The 21,569-nt window shown below is 71.7% G+C and carries 19 protein-coding genes and 1 tRNA gene; 10 read left to right on the top strand and 10 right to left on the bottom strand.

From position 1 onward, the window contains the following. Positions 1-88 precede the first annotated feature (88 nt). Positions 89-1,819, top strand: a complete 1,731-nt coding sequence (locus tag ACFSL2_RS25375; RefSeq protein ID WP_377200501.1) for an L-aspartate oxidase — start codon at positions 89-91, stop codon at positions 1,817-1,819. Positions 1,820-1,871: 52 nt separating this feature from the next. Here the strand turns inward: ACFSL2_RS25375 and ACFSL2_RS25370 are convergent, their stop codons facing one another. Next, the gene (locus tag ACFSL2_RS25370; protein WP_377200500.1) at positions 1,872-2,093 is read right to left on the bottom strand and encodes a hypothetical protein; all 222 of its coding nucleotides are present in this window, start codon (positions 2,091-2,093) and stop codon (positions 1,872-1,874) included. A gap of 221 nt (positions 2,094-2,314) precedes the next feature. Between ACFSL2_RS25370 and gdhA the strand changes: the two genes are divergently transcribed. Continuing rightward, positions 2,315-3,652, top strand: a complete 1,338-nt coding sequence (gdhA, locus tag ACFSL2_RS25365; protein ID WP_465264547.1) for an NADP-specific glutamate dehydrogenase — start codon at positions 2,315-2,317, stop codon at positions 3,650-3,652. A gap of 181 nt (positions 3,653-3,833) precedes the next feature. Here gdhA and ACFSL2_RS25360 read toward each other — a convergent pair whose 3' ends face one another. Beyond that, positions 3,834-4,826, bottom strand: coding sequence for a squalene cyclase (locus ACFSL2_RS25360; RefSeq protein WP_377200498.1), 993 nt, complete (start codon positions 4,824-4,826; stop codon positions 3,834-3,836). Between the two features lie 97 nt (positions 4,827-4,923). On the opposite strand from ACFSL2_RS25360, the gene ACFSL2_RS25355 reads away from it, so the two are divergent. The 3 genes from ACFSL2_RS25355 (at position 4,924) to ACFSL2_RS25345 (ending at position 6,356) form a co-directional block, all read left to right on the top strand. Further along, on the top strand, positions 4,924-5,541 hold the full coding sequence (locus ACFSL2_RS25355; protein WP_377200497.1) for a VOC family protein: 618 nt from the start codon (positions 4,924-4,926) through the stop codon (positions 5,539-5,541). A gap of 105 nt (positions 5,542-5,646) precedes the next feature. After that, complete coding sequence (locus ACFSL2_RS25350) at positions 5,647-6,027, top strand: hypothetical protein (protein ID WP_377200496.1); 381 nt, start codon at positions 5,647-5,649, stop codon at positions 6,025-6,027. After that, entirely contained in the window at positions 6,024-6,356 is a 333-nt protein-coding gene (locus ACFSL2_RS25345) for a hypothetical protein (protein WP_377200495.1), read from the top strand. The genes ACFSL2_RS25350 and ACFSL2_RS25345 overlap by 4 nt, the downstream gene beginning before the upstream one ends. A 63-nt stretch (positions 6,357-6,419) precedes the next feature. Here ACFSL2_RS25345 and ACFSL2_RS25340 read toward each other — a convergent pair whose 3' ends face one another. Continuing rightward, positions 6,420-7,010 carry a uracil-DNA glycosylase family protein gene (locus ACFSL2_RS25340; RefSeq protein ID WP_377200494.1) on the bottom strand — a complete coding sequence of 197 codons (591 nt, stop codon included), beginning with the start codon at positions 7,008-7,010 and terminating at the stop codon, positions 6,420-6,422. Between the two features lie 178 nt (positions 7,011-7,188). Between ACFSL2_RS25340 and ACFSL2_RS25335 the strand changes: the two genes are divergently transcribed. Genes ACFSL2_RS25335 through ACFSL2_RS25325 form a run of 3 tightly spaced genes read left to right on the top strand, consistent with a single transcriptional unit; the run spans position 7,189 to position 9,847 of the window. Beyond that, complete coding sequence (locus tag ACFSL2_RS25335; RefSeq protein ID WP_377200493.1) at positions 7,189-8,022, top strand: CPBP family intramembrane glutamic endopeptidase; 834 nt, start codon at positions 7,189-7,191, stop codon at positions 8,020-8,022. Then, on the top strand, positions 8,019-9,194 hold the full coding sequence (locus tag ACFSL2_RS25330) for a sensor histidine kinase (RefSeq protein WP_377200492.1): 1,176 nt from the start codon (positions 8,019-8,021) through the stop codon (positions 9,192-9,194). Before ACFSL2_RS25335 ends, ACFSL2_RS25330 begins: the two co-directional genes overlap by 4 nt. Positions 9,195-9,196: 2 nt before the next feature. Further along, positions 9,197-9,847, top strand: a complete 651-nt coding sequence (locus ACFSL2_RS25325) for a response regulator (protein WP_377200893.1) — start codon at positions 9,197-9,199, stop codon at positions 9,845-9,847. Positions 9,848-9,938: 91 nt separating this feature from the next. Here ACFSL2_RS25325 and ACFSL2_RS25320 read toward each other — a convergent pair whose 3' ends face one another. The 7 genes from ACFSL2_RS25320 to ACFSL2_RS25290 form a co-directional block, all read right to left on the bottom strand. Then, positions 9,939-11,168: an aminotransferase class V-fold PLP-dependent enzyme gene (locus tag ACFSL2_RS25320; RefSeq protein WP_377200491.1), complete on the bottom strand. Its 1,230-nt coding sequence runs from the start codon at positions 11,166-11,168 to the stop codon at positions 9,939-9,941. Positions 11,169-11,267: 99 nt separating this feature from the next. Beyond that, complete coding sequence (locus ACFSL2_RS25315; RefSeq protein ID WP_377200490.1) at positions 11,268-11,969, bottom strand: LuxR C-terminal-related transcriptional regulator; 702 nt, start codon at positions 11,967-11,969, stop codon at positions 11,268-11,270. After that, on the bottom strand, positions 11,966-13,363 hold the full coding sequence (locus ACFSL2_RS25310; RefSeq protein WP_377200489.1) for a sensor histidine kinase: 1,398 nt from the start codon (positions 13,361-13,363) through the stop codon (positions 11,966-11,968). Before ACFSL2_RS25310 ends, ACFSL2_RS25315 begins: the two co-directional genes overlap by 4 nt. Positions 13,364-13,467: 104 nt before the next feature. Then, positions 13,468-14,703: an FAD-dependent monooxygenase gene (locus ACFSL2_RS25305; RefSeq protein WP_377200488.1), complete on the bottom strand. Its 1,236-nt coding sequence runs from the start codon at positions 14,701-14,703 to the stop codon at positions 13,468-13,470. Beyond that, a complete protein-coding gene (locus ACFSL2_RS25300; protein ID WP_377200487.1) occupies positions 14,700-16,229 on the bottom strand; it encodes an MFS transporter in 1,530 nt (509 codons plus the stop codon). Before ACFSL2_RS25300 ends, ACFSL2_RS25305 begins: the two co-directional genes overlap by 4 nt. A 166-nt stretch (positions 16,230-16,395) precedes the next feature. After that, positions 16,396-17,574 carry an NUDIX hydrolase gene (locus ACFSL2_RS25295; RefSeq protein ID WP_377200486.1) on the bottom strand — a complete coding sequence of 393 codons (1,179 nt, stop codon included), beginning with the start codon at positions 17,572-17,574 and terminating at the stop codon, positions 16,396-16,398. Between the two features lie 163 nt (positions 17,575-17,737). Next, positions 17,738-17,811 (bottom strand) — tRNA-Met (locus ACFSL2_RS25290). A 180-nt stretch (positions 17,812-17,991) separates the two neighbouring features. Here ACFSL2_RS25290 and ACFSL2_RS25285 point away from each other — a divergent pair. After that, positions 17,992-18,579: an N-acetyltransferase gene (locus tag ACFSL2_RS25285; protein WP_377200485.1), complete on the top strand. Its 588-nt coding sequence runs from the start codon at positions 17,992-17,994 to the stop codon at positions 18,577-18,579. Positions 18,580-18,644: 65 nt separating this feature from the next. Beyond that, the gene (locus ACFSL2_RS25280) at positions 18,645-21,467 is read left to right on the top strand and encodes a hypothetical protein (protein WP_377200484.1); all 2,823 of its coding nucleotides are present in this window, start codon (positions 18,645-18,647) and stop codon (positions 21,465-21,467) included. Positions 21,468-21,569: the final 102 nt, after the last annotated feature.

Genomic DNA, 21,569 nt, shown 5'->3' with positions numbered 1-21,569 from the left:
CGGCCTCCCTGATGACTCATCTCACATGTTGAGAATCCTCACAGCCTGAACCTGTCACGAATCCCGGCCGCCGGTGGTCGGATTGAGTATGAACACCACCGAACGTCGGATCTCAACGACAGTGCTGGTCATCGGAACGGGCGGGTCCGGTCTACGCGCCGCGATCGAGCTCGCGGAACAGGGCGTCGACGTGCTGGCCCTCGGCAAGCGGCCGCGCATGGACACCCACACCTCGCTCGCGGCAGGCGGGATCAATGCCGCACTCGGCACCATGGACGTGGAGGACAGCTGGCAGCAGCACGCCGCCGACACGATCAAGGAGAGCTACTTCCTGGCCAACCCCCACACGGCCGAGATCGTCGCCCAGGGCGCTGCCGGCGGCATCGCCGACCTCGAGCGGTACGGCATGGCCTTCGCCCGCGAGGACGACGGGCGCATCTCCCAGCGCTTCTTCGGCGCACACACCTACCGGCGCACAGCGTTCGCCGGCGACTACACCGGGCTCGAGATCCAGCGCTCCCTGGTCAACCGGGCGGCGCAGCTCGACATCCCGGTCCTCGACTCGGTCTACGTCACCCGCATCCTCACCCGCGACGGCGCGGTCTTCGGCGCCTACGGGTTCGACCTGACCGACGGGACGCCCTACCTGATCCACGCCGACGCCGTGATCCTCGCGGCGGGCGGGCACAACCGGATCTGGCGCCGCACGTCGTCCCGGCGCGACGAGAACACCGGCGACTCGTTCCGGCTGGCCGTCGAGGCCGGTGCACGGCTGCGCGACCCCGAGCTGGTCCAGTTCCACCCGTCCGGCATCCTCGAGCCCGAGAACGCGGCCGGCACCCTCGTCTCCGAGGCGGCGCGCGGTGAGGGCGGCATCCTGCGCAACGCGCTGGGCGAGCGGTTCATGGAGCGCTACGACCCCGAGCGGATGGAGCTGTCGACCCGCGACCGGGTTGCGCTCGCCGCGTACACGGAGATCAAGGAGGGCCGGGGCACCGAGAAGGGCGGCGTCTGGCTCGACGTGTCGCACCTGCCGCGGGAGACGATCATGTCCCGCCTGCCGCGCGTCTACCAGACGATGCTCGAGCTGCAGATGCTCGACATCACGGCCGAGCCCATCGAGATCGCACCGACCGCGCACTACTCGATGGGCGGAGTGTGGGTACGGCCCGAGGACCACAGCACCGAGGTCGACGGCCTCTACGCGATCGGCGAGGCGTCCAGCGGCCTGCACGGCGCCAACCGCCTCGGCGGCAACTCCCTGATCGAGCTGCTGGTCTTCGGCCGCATCGTCGGCCGGGCGGCCGCCGCCTACTCCGCCGGCCTGGAGGCGCAGCACCGGTCGCACGACGCCGAGGCGCAGGCCCGCGCGGAGGTGGCGGACCTGCTGGGCGCCGACGGGCACGAGAACGTGCGCGCCCTGCAGCGGGCCGTGCGCAACACGATGACCGAGCACGCCGGCGTCGTGCGCGACGAGCAGGGTCTGGTCGCAGGTCTGCGCGAGCTGGACGAGATCGAGGCCCGGACCCAGAACACCGGGGTGCACCCGGACATCGCGGGGTTCCAGGACCTGGCGCACGCCTTCGACCTCAAGGCCTCGCTCATCGCCGCCCGGGCCACGCTGGAGGCCGCACTCGAGCGCCGCGAGACCCGCGGGTGCCACAACCGTTCGGACTACCCGGACCTCGACCCCGCCCTGCAGGTGAACCTGGTCTGGTCCCCGCGCACCGGCGTGGTGCGTGAGGAGATCCCGCCGGTCCCGGACGAGCTCGCGGAGCTCGTCCAGGAGGTCTCCACGGCAGGCAAGCTGGTCGAGTAGCGGCGCGCGCGGGTCGCACCCGACCGGTCGGGTGCGGGGAGCCTCCTACTGTTCAGGACACGTCGGCGCGCGCCGTGCCGCTCCCCGCACCACCGGCCCCGACGTTCGTGGTGACCTCGACGTTCCCCGGGCCGGCGTCGCCGCGGCTGTAGCCGCCGCCACCGCCACCACCGTCTCCGCCTCCACCACAGCTCGTCGCGAGGAGCAGGACGGTCAGTCCCGCTCCGGCGACGAGCTTCGCTCCTCGTGAGATGGATCCTCGTAGTCCGGACATGGTCCCTCCTCGTGCTGGTTCGTACCATTCAAGTAAGCCAGACGCGTTCGGCGTCGGCACGGCGGGTGCACCAGCACGAACCCGACGAAGGCCGGACCCTGACCGTCGCCGGAGCTCCGCGCTGACGGCCGCACCGTGGGACGCCGGGGCCGCCGGCGGACGCCGGTGCGTATCGTGTCGCTGCCCCTGCACCGCCTGAACGGAGAAATCGCGTGCCCCACCTGGACGAGCGCCTCATCCCGGTCTTCGACGAGGTCATCACCCGCAACCCTGGGGAGACCGAGTTCCACCAGGCCGTTCGCGAGGTGCTGGAGAGTCTGGGCCCGGTCGTGGCCAAGCACCCCCAGTACACCGACGCTGAGGTGATCCGCCGGCTGTGCGAGCCGGAGCGGCAGATCATCTTCCGGGTGCCGTGGACCGACGACGCCGGGCGGGTGCAGCTGAACCGCGGCTTCCGGGTCGAGTTCAACTCGGCGCTCGGCCCGTACAAGGGCGGCCTGCGCTTCCACCCGTCCGTGTACCTGGGGATTGTGAAGTTCCTCGGCTTCGAGCAGATCTTCAAGAACTCCCTGAGCGGCCTGCCGATCGGCGGGGCCAAGGGCGGCAGCGACTTCGACCCCAAGGGGCGCAGCGAGGCCGAGATCATGCGGTTCTGCCAGTCGTTCATGACGGAGCTGTACCGGCACCTCGGTGAGTACACCGACGTCCCGGCCGGCGACATCGGCGTCGGCGAGCGCGAGGTCGGCTTCCTCTTCGGGCAGTACAAGCGCATCACCAACCGGTACGAGTCCGGCGTGCTCACCGGCAAGGGCCTGAGCTGGGGCGGGTCCCAGGTGCGCACGGAGGCCACCGGCTACGGCACGGTCTTCTTCGTCAACGAGATGCTGGCCCACACCGGGCAGTCCTTCGACGGCAAGCAGGTGGTCGTGTCGGGCTCCGGCAACGTCGCGATCTACGCGATCGAGAAGGCGCACCAGCTCGGCGCCCGGGTGATCGCGTGCTCGGACTCCGACGGCTACGTCGTGGACGAGGCCGGTATCGACCTCGAGCTGCTCAAGGAGATCAAGAACGGTCACCGCGGCCGGGTCGCCGACTACGCGGAACGGCGCAGCGGCGCGCGGTACGTCGCGGGCGGATCGATCTGGCAGGTGCCCTGCGACATCGCGCTGCCGTGCGCCACGCAGAACGAGCTGGACGGCACCGACGCGAAGAGCCTCGTCGAGAACGGCTGCCTGATCGTCGCGGAGGGCGCCAACATGCCGACCACGCCCGACGCGATCCGGTCCCTCCGGGAGGCAGGCGTGCGGTTCGCTCCCGGCAAGGCCGCGAACGCCGGCGGCGTCGCCACCAGCGCACTGGAGATGCAGCAGAACGCCTCGCGCGACTCGTGGACCTTCGAGCACACGGAGGCGCGTCTCGCCGAGATCATGCGCTCGGTCCACCACCGGACGCTGGCGACCGCCGACGAGTACGACGTGCCGGGCGACTACGTGGCCGGCGCGAACATCGCCGGCTTCATCCGCGTCGCGGACGCCATGCTCCACCTCGGGCTCATCTGACGCCGCGGACGACGACGCAGGCGACGCTGCCGGGCACCCGAGCTGGCCGGCGACGCCTGCAGACTTCGTCGCGGCCCCGCGCGTCGACTGCAGACTTCGTCGCGGCTCCCCGGCCCCTCACCGCAACCAGCTCTGCAGTCGGCACCAGCAGCCGCGACTGACGGCGGGCCGCGCCCACATCTCAGCCGGAAGATCCGCCCCGGATGCCGAGCCTGGACGGCTCGCCACCTGCGCGGTCCCACCAGTCGAGCACGCGGGTGCCGTAGAAGGTGAGCCACCTGGACGGATCCCCCTCCGGCACGTCCACCTCGAACCAGACCCGACCCGGGTGGCGGCCCTCCTGCACCCAGCTGCCGTCGGGTCGGCGGGCGGCGCGCACCACGTCGACGGCGTCGGAGAGCCGGGGATCGGGCTCGACGCCGTCGTGCAGGGCCGCCGCACGAAAGTAGTCCAGGGCGTTGAGCACGCTGAAGCCCCAGCGGAACGGGTAGCGAAACCGCGTCGCCCACGGGCCGACGAGCTCGCCCGTCGACAGGCTCCGGAGCAGCCGGCGCTCCAGGAGGTACTCCTCGCCGCTCCGCCGGGCGGCACGCAGCTCGTCGCTGCCGCCGGTGACGGCCTCGTGGTAGAGGAGTCCCTTCAGGACATTGAGCGTCGAGTGGAAGGAGGACCGGGTGGAGCCCTCGACCCACTCGCAGTTCCAGCCGCCGTCGGGCAGGCGGTGGTCCAGGAACCACCGTGCGATGACTGAGACGTCCACACCCAGCCATGCCCCGTTCGCGAGCGTGTAGCTGTTGATGCAGCAGTCGACCTCCCCGCCCCAGTAGGGCAGGTCGTCGTACTCCCAGCGGCTGTTCCCGGCGAGCAGCTCTGCCGTGCCGGCCAGCGCGGTGGCGTCGAGCCCCCAGTCCCGGAGGGTCGTGAGCGTCCAGGTGGTCGCGGTCCAGGGCTGACCGTCCTCGTCCCCCTGGAAGTCGGCCGGGAAGTAGGCGCCGCCGGCCCACTGCCCGTCGGGATCCTGCTCCGCGAGCAGCTCGGCCCCGAACCCCTCCGTGGCGACACGGGCCCGGGTGGCGCGCCAGACGCCCTCGGGCACACCCGCGAGGTCCCGTTCGACCTGCCAGCGCAGCGCTGGATCAGAGTCGAGCAGCCAGTCGAGCAGCCCCGGTGCCACAGGACCAGGCTACTTTTCGGCAGACCTGTCCGCGAGGGCGTCGGAGTGGTCAGGAATCGAGAAGCGGTCCGGAACCGCGGAATCTAGCGTGCTGGTTATGGCACACATCGACTCCGTCACCCTCGAGGTGAACGACCTCAGCACCGCGCGTTCCTTCTACGACGCCGCGTTCGACCTGGTCGACCGGCTCCACCTCCGCGAGACCGACGCGCCCACCAGCGGGTTCCGCGGGTATCACCTGTCCCTCATCTCTTCCCAGCCGGGGGACGTCAACGCTCTGTTCGACGCCGCGGTCGCGGCCGGGGCCACCGTGCTCAAGCCCGTGACCAAGTCCCTGTGGGGCCACGGCGGCGTGGTCCAGGCACCCGACGGCGCCATCTGGAAGCTCGCGACGTCCGCCAAGAAGGACTCCGCGCCGGTCTCTCACAAGATCGACGAGATCGTGCTCCTCATCGGGTCCGACGACGTGTCCGCGAGCAAGAAGTTCTACGTCGAGCGCGGCCTGACGGTTGGCAAGAGCTTCGGCTCGTACGTCGACTTCAAGATGGGCTCCAGCCCGATCGGGTTCGGCCTGTACAAGCGGTCCGCACTGGCCAAGGACGGCGGGGTGGCTCCGGAGGGAACCGGATCGCACCGGATCGCAGTGCACAGCGACCTCGGGGAGTTCACGGACCCGGACGGGTTCGCCTGGGAGCCGGCTCCGGTGAGCCGGTAGCGCGCGGGCTCATCCGTCGATTGACCGAGAAGCCGTCCAAGGGAAAACGGCTGGACCTGTCGGCCAGCCTTCCGGCCTGCGAGACAATGTAGTAGTTTCTACTACGTGAGCGACAGCGAGGAGACCAGTCCGGCGGAACCGGACTGGAAGCACCGAGGTGACTACATCCGGACCAGATCAGCCCGGAAGGAGTCCACTGGGGAGACGAACATCGAACCGGAGTGGGCGAACGAGGCGTTCGCCGATCCGGCTGCCGTTGTGTTTTCCCCGGACCCAGCAGCGAAAATGGGCTTGTCGGATCGAACTATCGGTTGGTCGGAGACCGCCGGGCTCCTCATTACGGTGATCACCGTGCGCGAAGGTGACACCCTCTGGGGCGCGAACGCGTGGAAGTCCAACGACGTCGACCAGCGCCATTACCAGCGCGCAGAACAGACCACCGGTGAGGACCAAGCCAGTGGCGATCGGAAGGACAAGAAGCCATGAACGAGAAGAGCATCGAAGAGCTGCTGACCGAGGTCTCGCAGGAGTCCGAGGCTCGACGCCATGACCCGCTGCCGGACGACGCCGTGGGCACCCGGCGAGATGACAAGCCCGCTCCAAAGGTCCTGTCCGTACGCTTGACTGCCGACCAGTACGACCGTCTGGCCACGATCGCCGCCGCCCGAGACCTGCCGGTCTCGACCATGGCACGCCTGGCGATCCTGGAGGCGCTCGACCAGCACGCACGACCGGCCTCGGGACCAATCGATCTGAACACCATGACCGCCGCACTGCGCGAGGTCATCCGCCCTGAATTCCTCAAGGCCGGCTGACCCTGGCAGACCATCGCGCTGCCGATCAGCACCTCTGACGTGCCTGACCAGGCCGGCTCGCCATCATGCTCCGTCCAGCGCCCCGGCCACCAGCGAGCGCAGCGCCGGTACCACCTCGTCCTCGAACCACGGGTTCTTGGCCTGCCAGCGGAAGTTCAGCGGCGAGGGATGCACCAGCGGGATCATCGCCGGCAGGTACTCCGTGTACGCGCGCACGGTCTCGGTCAGGCTCGGCCTCGCCCGGCCCGCCAGGTAGTACTTCTGGGCGTAGCCGCCCACCAGGACCGTGAGCCGGAGGTCCGGCAGCTCGGCCAGGATCCGCTGGTGCCACAGCCCGGCGAAGTCCTTGCGCGGCGGCAGGTCACCGGAGGCACCCTTGCCCGGGTAGTAGAAGTCCATCGGGAGCAGCGCGATCACGTTCGGGTCGTAGAACTGCTCGTCGTCGACACCGAGCCAGGACCGCAGCTTCACACCGCTGGCGTCGTTCCACGGCACGCCGCTCTCCTGGGCCTTCCGGCCGGGCGCTTGTCCGACGACGGCGATCCGGGCGCCCGGCGCGGCGGTGTAGAGCGGCTCGTAGCCGAGGTCACGCGCCCAGGCATTGGACTGGTGCGCGGTGATCTCGGCCCGGATCTGGTCGAGAGTGCTGGGCACGGCTCTCCTTCACGTCTGCTGAAGCTCGGGCAGGGCTGCCCCGTGCGGTCCAGTCTGTCCCCCGTGCGAGCTACCCACGAGTGTCCACCCCGCGGTGACGATTCCGGACACCAGGCTCCATAGCGTTCGGGGTAGCCCGCGGCGCTCCGGCCGCGGCTTCTCGAACAAAGGAGTCATCGTGCGTCTGGTGTGGCAGCTCATAGCGGTAATGGCGGTCGCCTTCGCCGGCAACCAGGGTTCCATGGCGGTCCAGGGCAACCACTGGCTGGAGCTCGTCGTCGGTGTGGCCACGGCCGTGCTCGCGTTGCTCGTCTACGCCTGGGTGGTGCGGCGGACCGAGCGCCGCGCGCCGGTGGAGGTGGAGCTCAAGGGCGCCGCCCCCGGCATCAGCTGGGGCACGCTGCTCGGCATCGGCCTGTTCGGCGCCGTCATCCTGAACATCACCTTCCTCGGGGACTACACGGTCAACGGGCTCGGCACGACGTCGGGCGCGATCGGCCTGCTCGGCTTCATGGCCGCGGCCGCCGTCACGGAGGAGCTGATCTTCCGCGGCGTCCTGTTCCGCATCATCGAGGGCTGGACCGGCACCTGGATCGCCCTGACGCTGACCAGCGTGCTGTTCGGTGCTGCGCACCTCTTCAACCCCCACGCCACCCTGTGGGGCGCGCTCGCCATCGCCATCGAGGCCGGCGGCATGCTCACGGCCGCTTACGTCGCGACCCGCAAGCTGTGGGTGCCGATCGGTCTGCACTTCGGCTGGAACATCGCGGGGAGCGCGATCTTCAGCACCGAGGTCTCCGGCAACGACACCCCGCAGGGCCTGCTGGACGCCACGATGTCGGGCCCGATGCTGGTCACCGGCGGGGACTTCGGCCCAGAGGGAAGCGTGTACGCCGTGGGGTTCTGCGTGCTGGCGGCCGGGGTGTTCATGTGGCTGGCCCACCGGCGTGGCCACCTGGTCCCCCTCCGGCGCAGCGCGCGGTCGGGCATGGCCGCTACGCTCCCCCGGTGATCGATCTCCAGCAGGTCCTGGACCGGTGGCACCGGCTCGACGTCACGGTCCGGGACCTGCCGCTCGCGCTCGGGCTGGCCGGTGCGGCCTTCATGCCGATGCTGCGGGACTACGGGACGCAGGTCGGTGAGCTGCCCGCTCGTCCCCTCGACGGGTGGGCGGTCCTGGTGATCGCGCTCGAATGCCTTCCGCTCGCGGTGCGCCGGAGATGGCCGGCCGTGTGCATCGTGCTGGTGTCGCTCGGCTTCGCTGCCGGCCAGGTCCTGGGGTACCACACGTTCGCCGGTAACGCGCTGGGGATAACCCTGGTCAGCACCGGCGCCCACCTGGCGCAGCGGCGACGGCTGTTCGCCGTAGTCCTCTCCGTGGCCTACGTGGCGCTGGCGGTGGCGCTGGACCGGCTGGGCGGGGCCGAGCGGGTGGACGAGTACGTGACGTTCTTCCTGGCGATGGCTCTCGCCTGGGGTATCGGCTCGTGGCTGCGCTCCACCCGCGCGGCCGAGGCCGAACGCCGGCTCCGGGTCGCCGAGGAGACGCGCACCGCCGAGCGCACGCGGATCGCCCGCGAGCTGCACGACGTGGTGACCCACCACGTGACGGCGATGGTGGTGCAGACGGAGTCCGCCCGCTATCTGACCGGCGCTCCGGACCGCCTCGACGAGACCCTCGGTGCGGTCGCCGACACGGGCCGGCGGGCCATCGGCGACCTGCGACACCTCCTGGACCTGCTGGATCCCGGACATGACGACGCCGCCGTCGGCACGCCGTCCCTCCGGGAGCTGCGCACGCTCGTCGAGCAGAGCCGGCGGTCCGGGCAGCCCGTCGAGCTCACGGAGGAGGGCACGCCGTCGGAGTCGGCCGGGAGCGCCGAGCTGGTCGCGCACCGGGTGGTGCAGGAGGCCCTCACGAACGCGCTCAAGCATGCGCACGGCAGCCCGACGGCGGTGGGCGTGCGCTACGACGAACGGGAGATCACCGTGGAGGTCACGACGGCCGGGGCGGCGGCTGGACAGCAGGCGGGGCGCCCCGCGCCCGCGCCCGGCGGCAGCGGCCGGGGACTCGTAGGTCTCCGCGACCGGGTGGACGCTCTGGGCGGTGAGTTCGGCACGGACCACCGGGCCGACGGCGGGTTCGTCGTCCGGGCGCGCATCCCGACCGGGGGCACGACGTGAGCCTGGCGACCCGGGTCCTGGTGTGCGACGACCAGGCGCTGATCCGTACCGGGTTCGCGACGATCATCGATGCCCAGCCCGACCTCGAGGTGGTGGGCGAGTGCGGCGACGGGCGAGCCGCCGTCGACCTCGCCGGCCGGCTGGACCCCGACGTCGTGGTGATGGACGTCCGGATGCCCGTGCTCGACGGCATCGAGGCGACGCGCCTGCTCGCCGGCGCCGGCGTGGAGCACCCCGTCAAGGTGCTCGTGGTGACGACGTTCAACCTGGACGAGTACGTCTACGAGGCGCTGCGCGCGGGGGCCAGCGGGTTCCTGCTCAAGGACGCTCCGGCGGGGCAGCTGTTGCACGGCATCCGCACCGTCGCGGCCGGGGCCGCGCTGCTGGCGCCCGAGGTGACCAGGCAGCTCGTCGGCAGGTACGCGGCGCGGATCCGACCCACCGGACACCACGTCGACACCGCGCTGACGCCGCGGGAGCTGGAGGTGCTGCGCCTGATCGCCAACGGCCTGTCGAACGGTGAGATCGCCGCGACCCTGGTGATCAGCCAGGAGACGGTCAAGACGTACGTGTCCCGGCTCCTGGCCAAGCTCAACCTGCGGGACCGCGTGCAGGCGGTGGTCTACGCCTACCGCAACGGTCTGGTGACCTGAGACCGGTGCCGCTCGGCCGGCTGCCGCTCCTCAGGGCCGCGGCGCCCGGTCAGCGGCGCCCGGTCAGCGGCGCCCGGTCAGCGGCGCCCGGTCAGCGGCGCCGGCGTTCGTCGGCGAACGCGAGGATCTGGGGAACCGCCCGCTCGACGAACGCGTCGAAGTCGCGCGGCTCGGTGTACAGGTGCACCGACAGGCGCAGGTAGCCCACGCCCCCGATGCTCGTGAAGGCCGACTCGACGCCGGCCAGGTCGAGCAGGCGCCGGCGTAGCTCGTCGGCGTCCCTGCGGTCCCGGCCGAGCCCCTCGGGCAGGCGCAGCAGCCGCATCGACACGACGGGCAGGCCGACGTCGGTGGCGACCGGGGCGTCCACGTGGGGCTGAAGGGCCGCGCCGATGACGGCGGCGCCGTGGTCGGCGAGCGCTGCCATGGTCTCGCGTGTCCGCGCCCAGCCGTACTCCCGCTCGATGAACTCGATCGCGCGCGGGGAGGCGATGTAGCTGGTCGTGTCCAGGGTGCCCTGGCGGTCGAACCGCTCGGGGTAGCGCTCCTCGGCACCCCAGGAGTCGATGAGCGGCCACAGGTCGTCGCGGTCGGTGGCCTCGGTGACGAGCAGCGCGGTGCCGCGGGGCGCACAGGGCCACTTGTGCAGGTTGCCGAACCACCAGTCCGCGCCCGCGACGGCCGCGGCGTCCTCGACGAGGCCCGCGGCGTGCGCGCCGTCCACCAGCACGCGGGCGCCGCGCTCGTGCGCGAGCTCGGTGATCCGTGCGGTGGGGAGCAGGCGCGCCGTGGGCGAGGTGATCTGGTCGACGACGACCAGGCGCACGGCGTCGGTCAGCTCGGCCCGGAACTGGTCGACCACCTCGTCGGCCGTGGCGGCGAGCGGGACGGAGACCGTGCGCACCCGGGCGCCGAAGCGGCGCGCGAGCCGGTGGGCGCCCATGGTGATGGCGCCGTACCCGTGGTCGCTGACGAGGATCTCGTCGCCGGGCTCCAGGCGCAGCGCGTTGAGCACCACCGTCGCTGCCGCCGAGGCGTTCGGCACGAAGGCCGTGTGCTCGGCCCGGGCGCCGACGAAGGGTGCCACCTCGTGCCGGGCGGCGGCGACGAGCTCGGGAGCACGGGGGAACCACGCCACGGGGCTCAGGTCCGCCTGCCGGCGCAGCTCGTCCTGGTGGCGCACCACCTCGGTGGGCACCGCACCGAACGAGCCGTGGTTGAGGTGCACGATCTTCTGGTCCAGCGGCCAGGCGTCGCGGGCCGGCCCGCCGGATGCCAGGCGTACGGGCAGTGGGACCGGCGCCGTGCGGGTCGGATCCATCAACGCTCCTTCGGTGGTCGTCGGACAACCATGGCAGGTGACCGTACCGGGAGCCCCGCACGTCTCACGGCTGCCGCGCACACCGCTCACGCAGGCGCCTCACGCGCGTCCGTCCGCCGGTCCCAGGTAGCGGAGCACGGCCAGCACCCGGCGGTGGTCCGCGGCGTCATGCGGCAGCCCCAGCTTCTGGAAGATCGCGGCGACGTTCTTCTCCACCGTCTTCTGGGAGAGGAACAGCGTCTCCGCGATGCCGCCGTTGGAGCGGCCCTGCGCCATGAGGGCGAGCACCTCCCGCTCCCGGGACGTCAGCCGTGCCGGCCCGGTGTGCCGGTCCGCCGCGCCCATGAGCTGCGAGACCACCTCCGGGTCGAGCACCGTCTCGCCCCCCGCCACCCGGGCGAGCGCCACGGTGAACTCCCCCACGTCGACCACCCGGTCCTTGAGCAGGTAGCCCACGCCGCGGGCATCGCCGGCGAGCAGCACGTTGACGTACCTCGTCTCCACGTACTGGGAGAACAGCAGCACGGGCAGCCGCGGGTACCGGTCCCGCAGGGCGACCGCCGACCGCAGGCCCTCGTCGGTGAACGTCGGCGGCATGCGGATGTCCGCCACGACGATGTCGGGCGGCGTCTCCTGCCCCGTGAGGCGCTCGACCTCGCGCTCCAGGCTCTCGCCGTCCGCCACCGCGGTCACCTCGTGCCCGCGTCGCCCCAGCAGCGCGGCGAGCCCGTCGCGCAGGATCGCGGAGTCCTCCGCGAGCACCACCCGCAGGCCGCCCGCCGCCGCGTCCGACCCGGTCATGCGGTGACGCCGCGGTCGGTGGACGTGGTCGTCGCACCGGTCGCCGGAGCGGTACGGGCGCGGGACGCCCGGGTCGCCGGCAGCGTGATGGTCACGAGGGTCGGGCCACCGGGAGGGCTGGACAGGTCGAGCGTGCCGTCGACCGACCGGACCCGCTCGGTCAGACCGGTCAGGCCGGAGCGCAGCCCGGAACCGTCGGGCGGCACCACGGACGCGCCACCGCGGCCGTCGTCGCGCACGCGGATCCGCAGCACCCCGGTCTCACCACGGGTGCCCGTGTCGACCTGCACCTCGACACCCGAGGCGCGGGAGTGCTTGGCCGCGTTGGTGACCAGCTCGGCGATCGAGAAGTAGACGATCGACTCGATCGCCGGTGCGAGGCGGCCCGGCGCCTCCACACCCGGGTCGACCTGCACCCTGACCGGCAGCGGAGCCCGTGCGGCGAGGGTCTCCAGCGCCACCACCAGACCGCTGTCCAGGGCCGGCGGGTGGATACCGCGCGCCAGCTCACGGAGCTCGGCCAGCGCGTCCTTGGTCGAGGAGTGCGCGACCTCGAGCAGCTCGGCGACCGCGTCCGTCCCACCGCTGACCAGCTGCTCGCGCGCCTCGCCGAGCTGCATGCCGACGGCGACCAGGCGGGCCTGCGTGCCGTCGTGCAGGTCCCGTTCGATACGGCGCAGGCGGGCGTCGGCGTCCTCCACCGCGCCCGCGCGGGAACCCTCCAGCTCCGCGATCCGCAGGCTCGCCGACGTCGGCCCGAGCAGCGCCGTGGCCAGGATCTTCAGCAGGGTGACGGACAGCCACTGCACCCACGGCCACAGGAGCAGGCCGAGCAGGCCGCCGCCCGCGACCAGGACGAGGCCGGGCAGGGTGTGCCAGAAGTCGTCCATGGCCAGCTCCGCCGGCAGGAGGCGGAACCACGACCAGTACGTCACGCTGCCGAGCCCCAGGACCAGGAACGCGGTGCTCGCGACGAGCCCGGCGAGCGACACCGGGAGCGACACGACCATGAACAGCAGAGCTCGCCAGCCCGCGGCGTCGCCGAGGAGACCGCCGAGCGTGCGCCAGAAGCCGCTGTGCGACCGGCGGGGCAGTGGCGCGCGCACGTCGGTGTCGAGGAGGTCGCGCAGCAGCCCACGGTAGGTGGCGCCCCAGCTGCGCCCGCCCACCACGAGCCAGCCGGCGCTGAACAGCCCGACGACGGTCACCGCCGTCACCGCCGTGAAGGCGATGGTGAAGAGCACGTACGCGAACGCGAAGGGCGCCAGCAGCAGCATGAGCCACAGGTAGCCGTAGGCGCGCCACGTGGCGGACGAGAGCGGCGCGGTCAGGAGCCACGTCCTGCCCGGAGGGACGCCGTGCCGTGAGGACCGGTCGAGGGTCATGGTCGTCATGGTGCCAGGCTCCCCGCTGCCGCGCCGTCGGACCAGGGTGTTCACCCTCCCCGGCGGTAGGGCTGTCCCCCGTACCGCCCCGGAGGGCGGTACGGGGGCGGCGGTCAGCTCCCGACGTGCGGAGGCAGGGTGAGAGCGGTGTGCGCCGGGCGACCGGTCCTCGGGGGCGAGCCGGCCGCGCTCGCGGCGGCGAGGCCGCGAAGCCGGGCGTTACGCCGTTCGAGCGCTTCGGCGGTGGTCGGGAAGAGCGCCGCGTCGCCCGCGCCGACCTGTGCCTGGTTGAGCTCGACGAAGTCGCGCACGTCACGTTCGTAGGCGGCGAAGGCGCTGGTGTGGTCGCCGTGGTCGGCGAGCGAGCGGGCGAGCAGGTAGCCGCCGACGAGGGCGAGGCTGGACCCTTGCCCGGTCAGGAACGACGGGGCGTACGCGGCGTCACCGAGCAGCGCGACCCGGCCGCTGTGCCAGCGCGGCATGCGGATCTGGCTCACGGTGTCGAAGAACGCGTCGTCCGCCGTGCCCAGGGCGGCCACCATGGCCGGGATCTCCCAGCCGTCACCGGCGAAGGCCGACGCGACGAGGTGACGGAGCGCCTCGGGGTCCCGGCGCACCTCGTCCGCCGGTTCCGGGTGAGCGACGTTGAGGAAGGCGTGCAGCTCGTCACCGTCCCCGACCGCGTAGAGCGCCGCCGCCCTTCCGGGAGCGTTCCACAGCACGACCTCGCGGGAGAGCCCCCACGTGTTGGGCACCGTGAAGATGGCGAAGCAGTACCCCAGGTAGTGGTGGAACTGCTCCTCGCGGCCGAAGACGAGCTCCCGGGTACGAGAGTGCAGCCCGTCCGCACCCAGGACCACGTCGAAGCTGCGCCGGGCGCCGCTGCGGAAGGTGACGTCGACGCCGTGCTCCAGGTCCGCGAGCGCCTCGACGGAGTCGTCGAAGAGGAACTCCACGTCGTCACGGACCGTGCCGTACAGGAGCTCGGTCAGGTGCCCACGCGGCACCTCGACGTCGTGGCCCTCCGCTCCCCCGGCCACCGCCTGCGGAGGGACCACCGCCGCCGTGCTGCCGTCGGCGTCGAGGAACGTCATGCGGCGCGACGCGATGTCCGCCGCCCGGAGCCCGGGCAGGATCCCGGTCCGGCGGGCCACCTCCACGGCGGTGCCACGTACGTCGATCGGGTAGCCGCCGCTCCGGGGTGCTGCTGCCTTCTCCACCACCGTCACCGCGAAGCCGTACCGGTGCAGCCAGGAGGCCACGGTGAGGCCGGCGATGCTCGCACCGGACACCAGGACGGTGCCCTTGGCGGGGGTGCTGGTCGTTCGTGGGGCGATGCGCGGGTTCATTCGTGGGCTCCTTCGTCGATGCGGTGACGTTCGGGGGACGGCGTCGAGGGTGACGGCGTCGGAGAGAGGGGTGCCGGCGGCGTCGGGACGCGGCGCGCGTGGGTGGTCCGGACGAGCGTGCCGGCCAGCACCGCGGCGACCGCGAACGCGCCGCAGGCGGTGGCGATGTAGCCGAACACGCCCGTGGCCGAGTTGGCCGCCTCGCCGGCCACGTCGACAGTGGTCGAGGAGAGCACGGCGGCGCCCACGAAGTTGAAGACCACGGCGCCGACCGAGACCATCACCATGACGAGGCTCGAGACGATGCCCTGTCGTTCGGGGGACGCGACGCTGCCCGCCATGTTGAAGCCGGACGTCCCGAGCGCCCCGACAGTGATCCCCAGCAGGAATCCGCAGCAGAGCGCGACGGGCAGCCAGGAGGCCCCGAGGAACATCCCGGCGGTCGCTGCCGTCCCGAGGAGGACCGCCCCGGCCAGCGTCGGCGCCGGACCGAGGCGGGTGGCCAGCCATCCGGACACCGGGCCGCCGAGCGTGACGCCGATGCCCGGCGCCGCGAGCAGCAGAGCCACCGAGCCCTGGTCGGCCAGGCCGTAGCCGAGCCCCTGGCCGGCCGAGACGTCGGTGATGAGGGGAATGAGCTGCAGCATGCTCTGGTACGAGCCGGCGGCGAGGAACACCACGAGGAGCGTGAGCACCAGGGGACCGCTGAGGTCCCGGACGTCGATCAGCGGGTCGGGCTTGCGGCTCGACACCAGGAACCACCTGGTCAGGGCGGCCACGCCGCCGAGGAGGAGCGCCAGCGGGCCGACGGCGAGCCAGCCGAGGTCGGAGCCCAGGCTGACGTAGCCGAGCACCCCGGCGAGCCCTCCGCCGAGCAGCAGTGCCCCGCCGATGTCGATCCTGCCCGGGGTCCGGATCAGCGACTCGGGAACGAGGTGGCGCACGCAGATCGCCATCGCCGCCGCGACGGCTGCCCCGATGACGAACAGGATCTGGAAGCCGAACTCCACGGCGAGCTGCTCGATGAGGAAGCGGGACGCGATGTTGAGGACCGCGGCGCCCGAGGTCACGACGCCCACGATGATCATCGCGATGCGCGGTTCGCAGACGCTCCGGACGATGGCGACGGACAGGAACATGGCCGCCAGGGCCGCTCCCTGGAGCAGGCGGCCTGCCACGAACACCACGAGGTTGGGCGCCAGCGCACACACGACGGCGCCCGCGCAGCTGATGAGCAGCGTCAGCACGAGCACCTTGCGCTTGCCGTAGATGTCGGCGCTCTTGCCGAGCAGGGGCGCCCACATCACGCCCGCCAGCATCGTGGTGGCGTTGAGCCACGCCGCCTGGTCGGTGTCGAAGTGGTCGAGCATCTCCGGGAGCACGACCAGCGGCGCGGTGATGGCCGAGTCGACCACGAAGTTCACCAGGGCGAGGACGGCCACCAGGCCGATGAGCCGCGCGTTCCATCTCGTGTGCAGGGCAGGTCCGGGTTCGGGGCCGGTACGGTCGAGGGTTCTCGTCGTCATGCCGTCAGGCTCCCGCGGGGCCGAACGGGTGGGACAGGGTGTGCACCCTCGTCAGGGGTAGGGGGTTCCCTCCTGCTGTTCCCGGCCTGCTGTTCCCGGCCTGCTGTTCCCGGTCTCCGGGAGGCGGGCCGGCCCGGCATGCCCGAGCGTGCGGGTGACCGCCCGCTCAATACATCCCGGCTTCGCCGAGCAGGGCGTCGCGGTTGGTCCGGACGAACGCCTTCAGCGCGGCGGGCACCAGGTCGATGTGGGCGAGCGCACCGTCGTCGTGCAGGTCCACGTGCTCCACGTCGTAGGTGCCGCGAACCGGCTCCTGGAACTCCGGGCCGCACCGCAGGCCCAGGTCCATCGACACGAGCCGCGTCAGAAAGTAGTGGTGCACCGCGATCCCGGTGTCCTTGGGCTGGGACGCCAGGAACACCTGCCGGACGATCTTCGCCGTGGCGCCGAGCTCCTCGAACAGCTCCCGGTGCAGCCCGTCCTCGACCGAGGTGTCCCCCCGCTCGACACCGCCACCTGGTGTCACCCAGTAGGGGGCGCGTCCCCGGACCGTCCGCTTGATCACCACGAGCCGCCCGGCGTCGTCCAGCAGGATCGCTCGCGCCGTGCGCCGCACCACGACCGGCGGGACGGTCGAGACCGCCGGGACCTCGTCGACGACCGGCGCCTGGCGCAGGTAGCCCTCGAACAGCGGGCCGCCCGCCGCGTCGAGCGTCGCGCGCGCCACGGCGACCATGGTCCGGTCGTCGTGCCGGGCGGCCACCCATCGGGCGGCGTACCCGGGATCCCAGTCCCGCAGCTCACGCAGCAGCCACTTACCGCCGCCGTCCCACCTCCCGGCCGCAGCCAGGGCCAGGTGTCCGACCCGTTCCCACAGCACCGACCGCACCACGTCCGCCTCGCCGCCGTCCCGCGCGTACGCGAGGTCGTCCAGCAGGTCCGTCACGCCGTACCGGCCGTCCTCCAGCGCGGTGTCCGACGCCGGCCCCGGGCCCGCGTCCAGCAGTGCCTGGCACTCTGCCTTCAGCGCGGTGACGTCGGCGTCCCCCGCCACGTGCACGCCGGTGGCGATCATCCGTGCCAGCGTGGGCTTGCGACGCGCCGTCTCCTGCTCGATGAACCACCGGTGCCCCGCCTCGCCGTTGACGAACAGCTCCACCGGCCAGCCGCGCCAACGCACCGAGTCGCGGTGCCCGACGGCGTCGTCGGGCACGCACACCACGATGTCCAGGTCCGACCCGGCCGTCCGAGCGCCCGGATCGAGGACGCTGCCGGCCAGCAGCGCCCATCGCGCCTCGGGGTAACGGTCGGCGACGAGCGCGGCGGCATCGGCGATGGGGTCCACGGCAGCCATCCTCGGGTACCGGAGCGAACGGACCTATACGTCACCGTGAACTCGCGGCCTCCGCTGCGGGACGGCGCTCCCCGGACGCGTCCCGACATGACGATGGCCCGAACCCACGTCTCGTGAGTTCGGGCCATCTCGATGTCCTGCGACATCCCACACGTAGCGGGGACAGGATTTGAACCTGTGACCTCTGGGTTATGAGCCCAGCGAGCTACCGAGCTGCTCCACCCCGCGATGACACCCTCGGGTGCGGACCAAAGGTACCACGCACGAGCCCTCGGACCGTTACCTCTGGTACCGGTCGGCGCCGCGAACGGTGCGCGTTGCCTGTCGGACCACCTCAAATCACCTGGTGTCACGACTGCCCCCGTGACACGCTCGGTGACGCAAAGACGCCCTTACGAGGAGGCAGGTGTGTTGAAGCTGCACGAGCCGGTGCCTGCCGAGCTGCGCACCAGCGAGTTCGCCCTACGCCCGATCACGGCGGAGGACGCCGCGATGGATCATGACGCCGTCATGGAGACGCGGGAACACCTGCGGTTGTGGGAGCAGTCGTCGTGGCCGGAGGACGACTTCACCGTCGAGGCGAACCGCGCGGACGTCCTCGACCTCGAGCAGCGCCACGCGGCGGGGCGCGCGTACACGTACACGGTGCTCGACCCGCTCGGCACCGAGTGCTTGGGCTGCGTCTACGTCTTTTCCACGGACGCCACCTTCCTCACCAGGGCGGCGGTGACGCCGGTCGCCGACGACGCGTGGGCGGACGTCCAGGCGGTCATCTATTTCTGGGCGCGACGGTCGCGCATGGAGACCGGCCTGGACGGGCGCCTGCTCTCCGCCCTGCGCACCTGGTTCGCCGAGGCGTGGCAGCTCGACCGCACCGTGTACGTCACCAACGAACAGTTCACGCAGCAGGTCGGTCTCATCGAGCGCACGGGTCTGACGCGCCGGTTCGAGCTGGTCGAGCCGAACAAGTCCGGTACCTACCTCGCGTTCGGCTGAGCCCGCCCCATCCCCCGATCACAGTGCTCCGTTGACCGCCGCTCCCGCATCGCTATATTGACGACGTGCCTGATGGCGGCTATGACGCGTTCATCTCCTACAACCACGAGGCGGACGGCCCGGTCGGGCCTGCCCTGCGCGATGGGCTGCACCTCTTCGCCCGGCCGTGGAACCGGCTGCGGGCGCTGCGCGTGTTCTGCGACCGGCGGGCGATGGACCCGGCCGAAGGGCTGTGGACCACGATCCGGCAGGCGCTGGACGCCTCCCGCTTCCTGATCCTGGTGGCGTCGCCGGGAGCCGCCGGCTCCAGCTGGGTCGGACGCGAGGTCGACCACTGGCGGCAGACCGGGCCGCGCCGTCCGATCCTCATCGTGCGGACCGCCGGGGAGATCGTCTGGGACCCGGCCGCAGGGGATTTCGACTGGGAACGGACGACGGCCCTCCCCCGTGCACTCAGTGGCTGGTTCACCGAGGAGCCGCAGTGGGTGGACCTGCCGTCCGGTAGCGGTGGCCTGAGCCTGCGCGATCCGGCCTTCCAGGACGCGGTCGCGACGCTCGCTGCGTCGCTGCATGGCCGGCCCAAGGAGGATCTGCTCGGCGAGGACGTGCGCCAGCACCGCAGTGCGCAGAGCTTCCGGCGGGCGATGTGGGCGGCGCTGTCGGTCGTCGCGCTGGTCGCCGTCGGGGCTGCCGTCTGGGCCTCTGCCGAGCGCTCGAACGCCATCGGCCAGCGCGACAAGGCACTGGCGAGCTCCCTCGTCTCCGAGGCGCGCACCGTGCAGGACACACAGCCGGGCCTTGCCCGTCAGCTCCTCGCGACCGCGCACGATCTCGCGCCGACACCGCAGGCGAAGTCGGCGGTGGTGGCCGCCGACGAGATACCTCGCGAGCTCACCATGCAGGCGAGTGCGCTCGCGTACGACGCGGACGGCACCGTGCTCGCCGTCGCACGCTCGGGACGTAGCGAGTCGGGACCGTACCCCGAGATCGTCTCGCACGTCTGGCTCTACGACGCGGAGACCCTTGAGGTGCTGCACGACTGGTCCCTGGAAAGCCACGAGGACATCCCGGAGCTGCAGTTCGCGGCGGACGGGCTGCTCGTCCTGTCACACGGTGACGACATCCTGGTCATGGATGTGTCCGACCTACGAGCGCCCGTCGAGCACACCCGCTACTCCGCGCCGTCGGTCCTGGGGAACGTGCTGGACGTCGCCCCTGACGGGCAGACGCTCGCCGCCGGGTCGAGGGACGGGACGATCCGCCTGTGGTCGCTCGCGAACCCGGCCGACGAGCCGCTGGTGGTCTCGTCCCCGTGCACTGCCGAGGACGGGGTGCACCAGGTGCGGTTCGCACGCTCGGGAAGTCTTCTCGCGACCGGGTGTGGCCTCGGTCCGGACGCCACCTTGAAACTCTGGGACGTCGGCGATCCGCGCCCGATCGCGCAGGCGTCCGCGACGGTGGACGGGATCCGCAGCTTCGAGATGGGGCCGGACGGGCGAGGGCTGGTCGCGGAGACGGACGACGGACTCGTGCACTGGGGCATCGCCTCGTCGGGTGACCTGCGCGAGCCCAGGCGGCTGCCGCTGCCGTTGGGGTATGGCGGTTACGTCTCCGACCTTGCCTATGGGGAGCGCGGCCGGGTCGCCGCTGTCAGCGACGGCGGGTTTGCTCGGGTATGGGACGTCGCGGACGATCCGGCGCTGCTCGCCGAGCTCCCGCTGCCGGACTTCGACTCCGCCAACTCCGACGCCATGGTCTTCGCCCCCGGCGCCCGTGCGCTGGTGGTGGGCTCGCGGGGGTCCAACGCCGGACCGGATGCCGCCCCGGGCGACGGTACGGTCCGCATCTGGCACGTGGCGGACCCGCTGGAGCGGCGGGCCCGGGCGTCGATCCCTGCCTCGGACGCAGGGCTCGCGGTCGGCCCGGACGGACGCACCCTTGCGGGCTTTGTCGACAGCTCCGTGTACGTCGCCGACGTCTCCGACCCGCTGCGCCCCGAACCCCTGGCAGGAGACGCGGTCGACGTCGGGCCGGGCGAGAGCGCCTCCCTTGCCGAGGCGGTCTCGGCGATCAGCCCGGACGGCGACACCTTGGCCATCGCTCGGGAGGGCACTGTCGACGTCGTCGACATCTCCGACCGTGCGCATCCTCGGCACGTCGTCGAGTGGCCGGCCGGCATCCCGCAGTCCGTGGCGTTCCGACCTGACGGCGATCTGCTCGCCGTCGGGACGTTCAACGGCGCGGTCCACCTCTACGATCTGACGGCCCCCGACCAGCCTCAGCCCGCGGGTCAGATCCCGACGGTCGGGTTCTCCCTCGCGTTCCTGCCCGACCGGCCGGTCGTGGCGGTCTCCGGTGGGTTCTCCTCCCGGATCGAGCTCTGGGACGTGTCCTCAACCGGGTCGCCACGGAAGCTCTCGGACGACCGGAGCCACACTTACCAGGTCTCCGAGATCGACGCCGCCCGCGACGGGCTGCTCGCCAGCGCTGCCCGGGACAGCAGCGTCCGCACATGGCGTGTCGACGGCGACCGGCTCATCGAGCAGTCGGTCGTCACCGACTCCGGCGACGTCAACGACCTGGTTCTCTCCGCGGGCGGCACACGGCTGGCCACCCTCGGTCGCGACGAGACCCTGCGGGTCTACAGGCTGGACGACGGCGTACCGACGCTCGACCTCAGCCTCCCTGTGGCGGGCACGGCCGAGGACCTTGTCGGGTTCGTCGGCGAGAACGCGCTCGCTGTCCAGACGACGCACGGAGCGGTCGACATCTGGGACCTCGACCTGTCCTCCGCGCTCGAACGACTCTGCTCCGGGACCGGGAAGACGATCACCGAGCAGCAGTGGAACCGCGTCCTGCCGGATATCTCCTACGATCCGCCCTGCTGACCCGACGACGGCGGCCGTCGTCGCCGACCAGGGTGGATCACACCTTCGAACTTCCCCGATATAACGATGACGCGAGACATCTATCAACGATGTCCCGCGTCA

It is taken from the genome of Promicromonospora aerolata (assembly GCF_042682255.1).
In the GTDB taxonomy this organism is placed as follows: Bacteria; Actinomycetota; Actinomycetes; order Actinomycetales; family Cellulomonadaceae; genus Promicromonospora; species Promicromonospora aerolata.
This window is presented reverse-complemented; position numbering and strand designations above follow the sequence as displayed.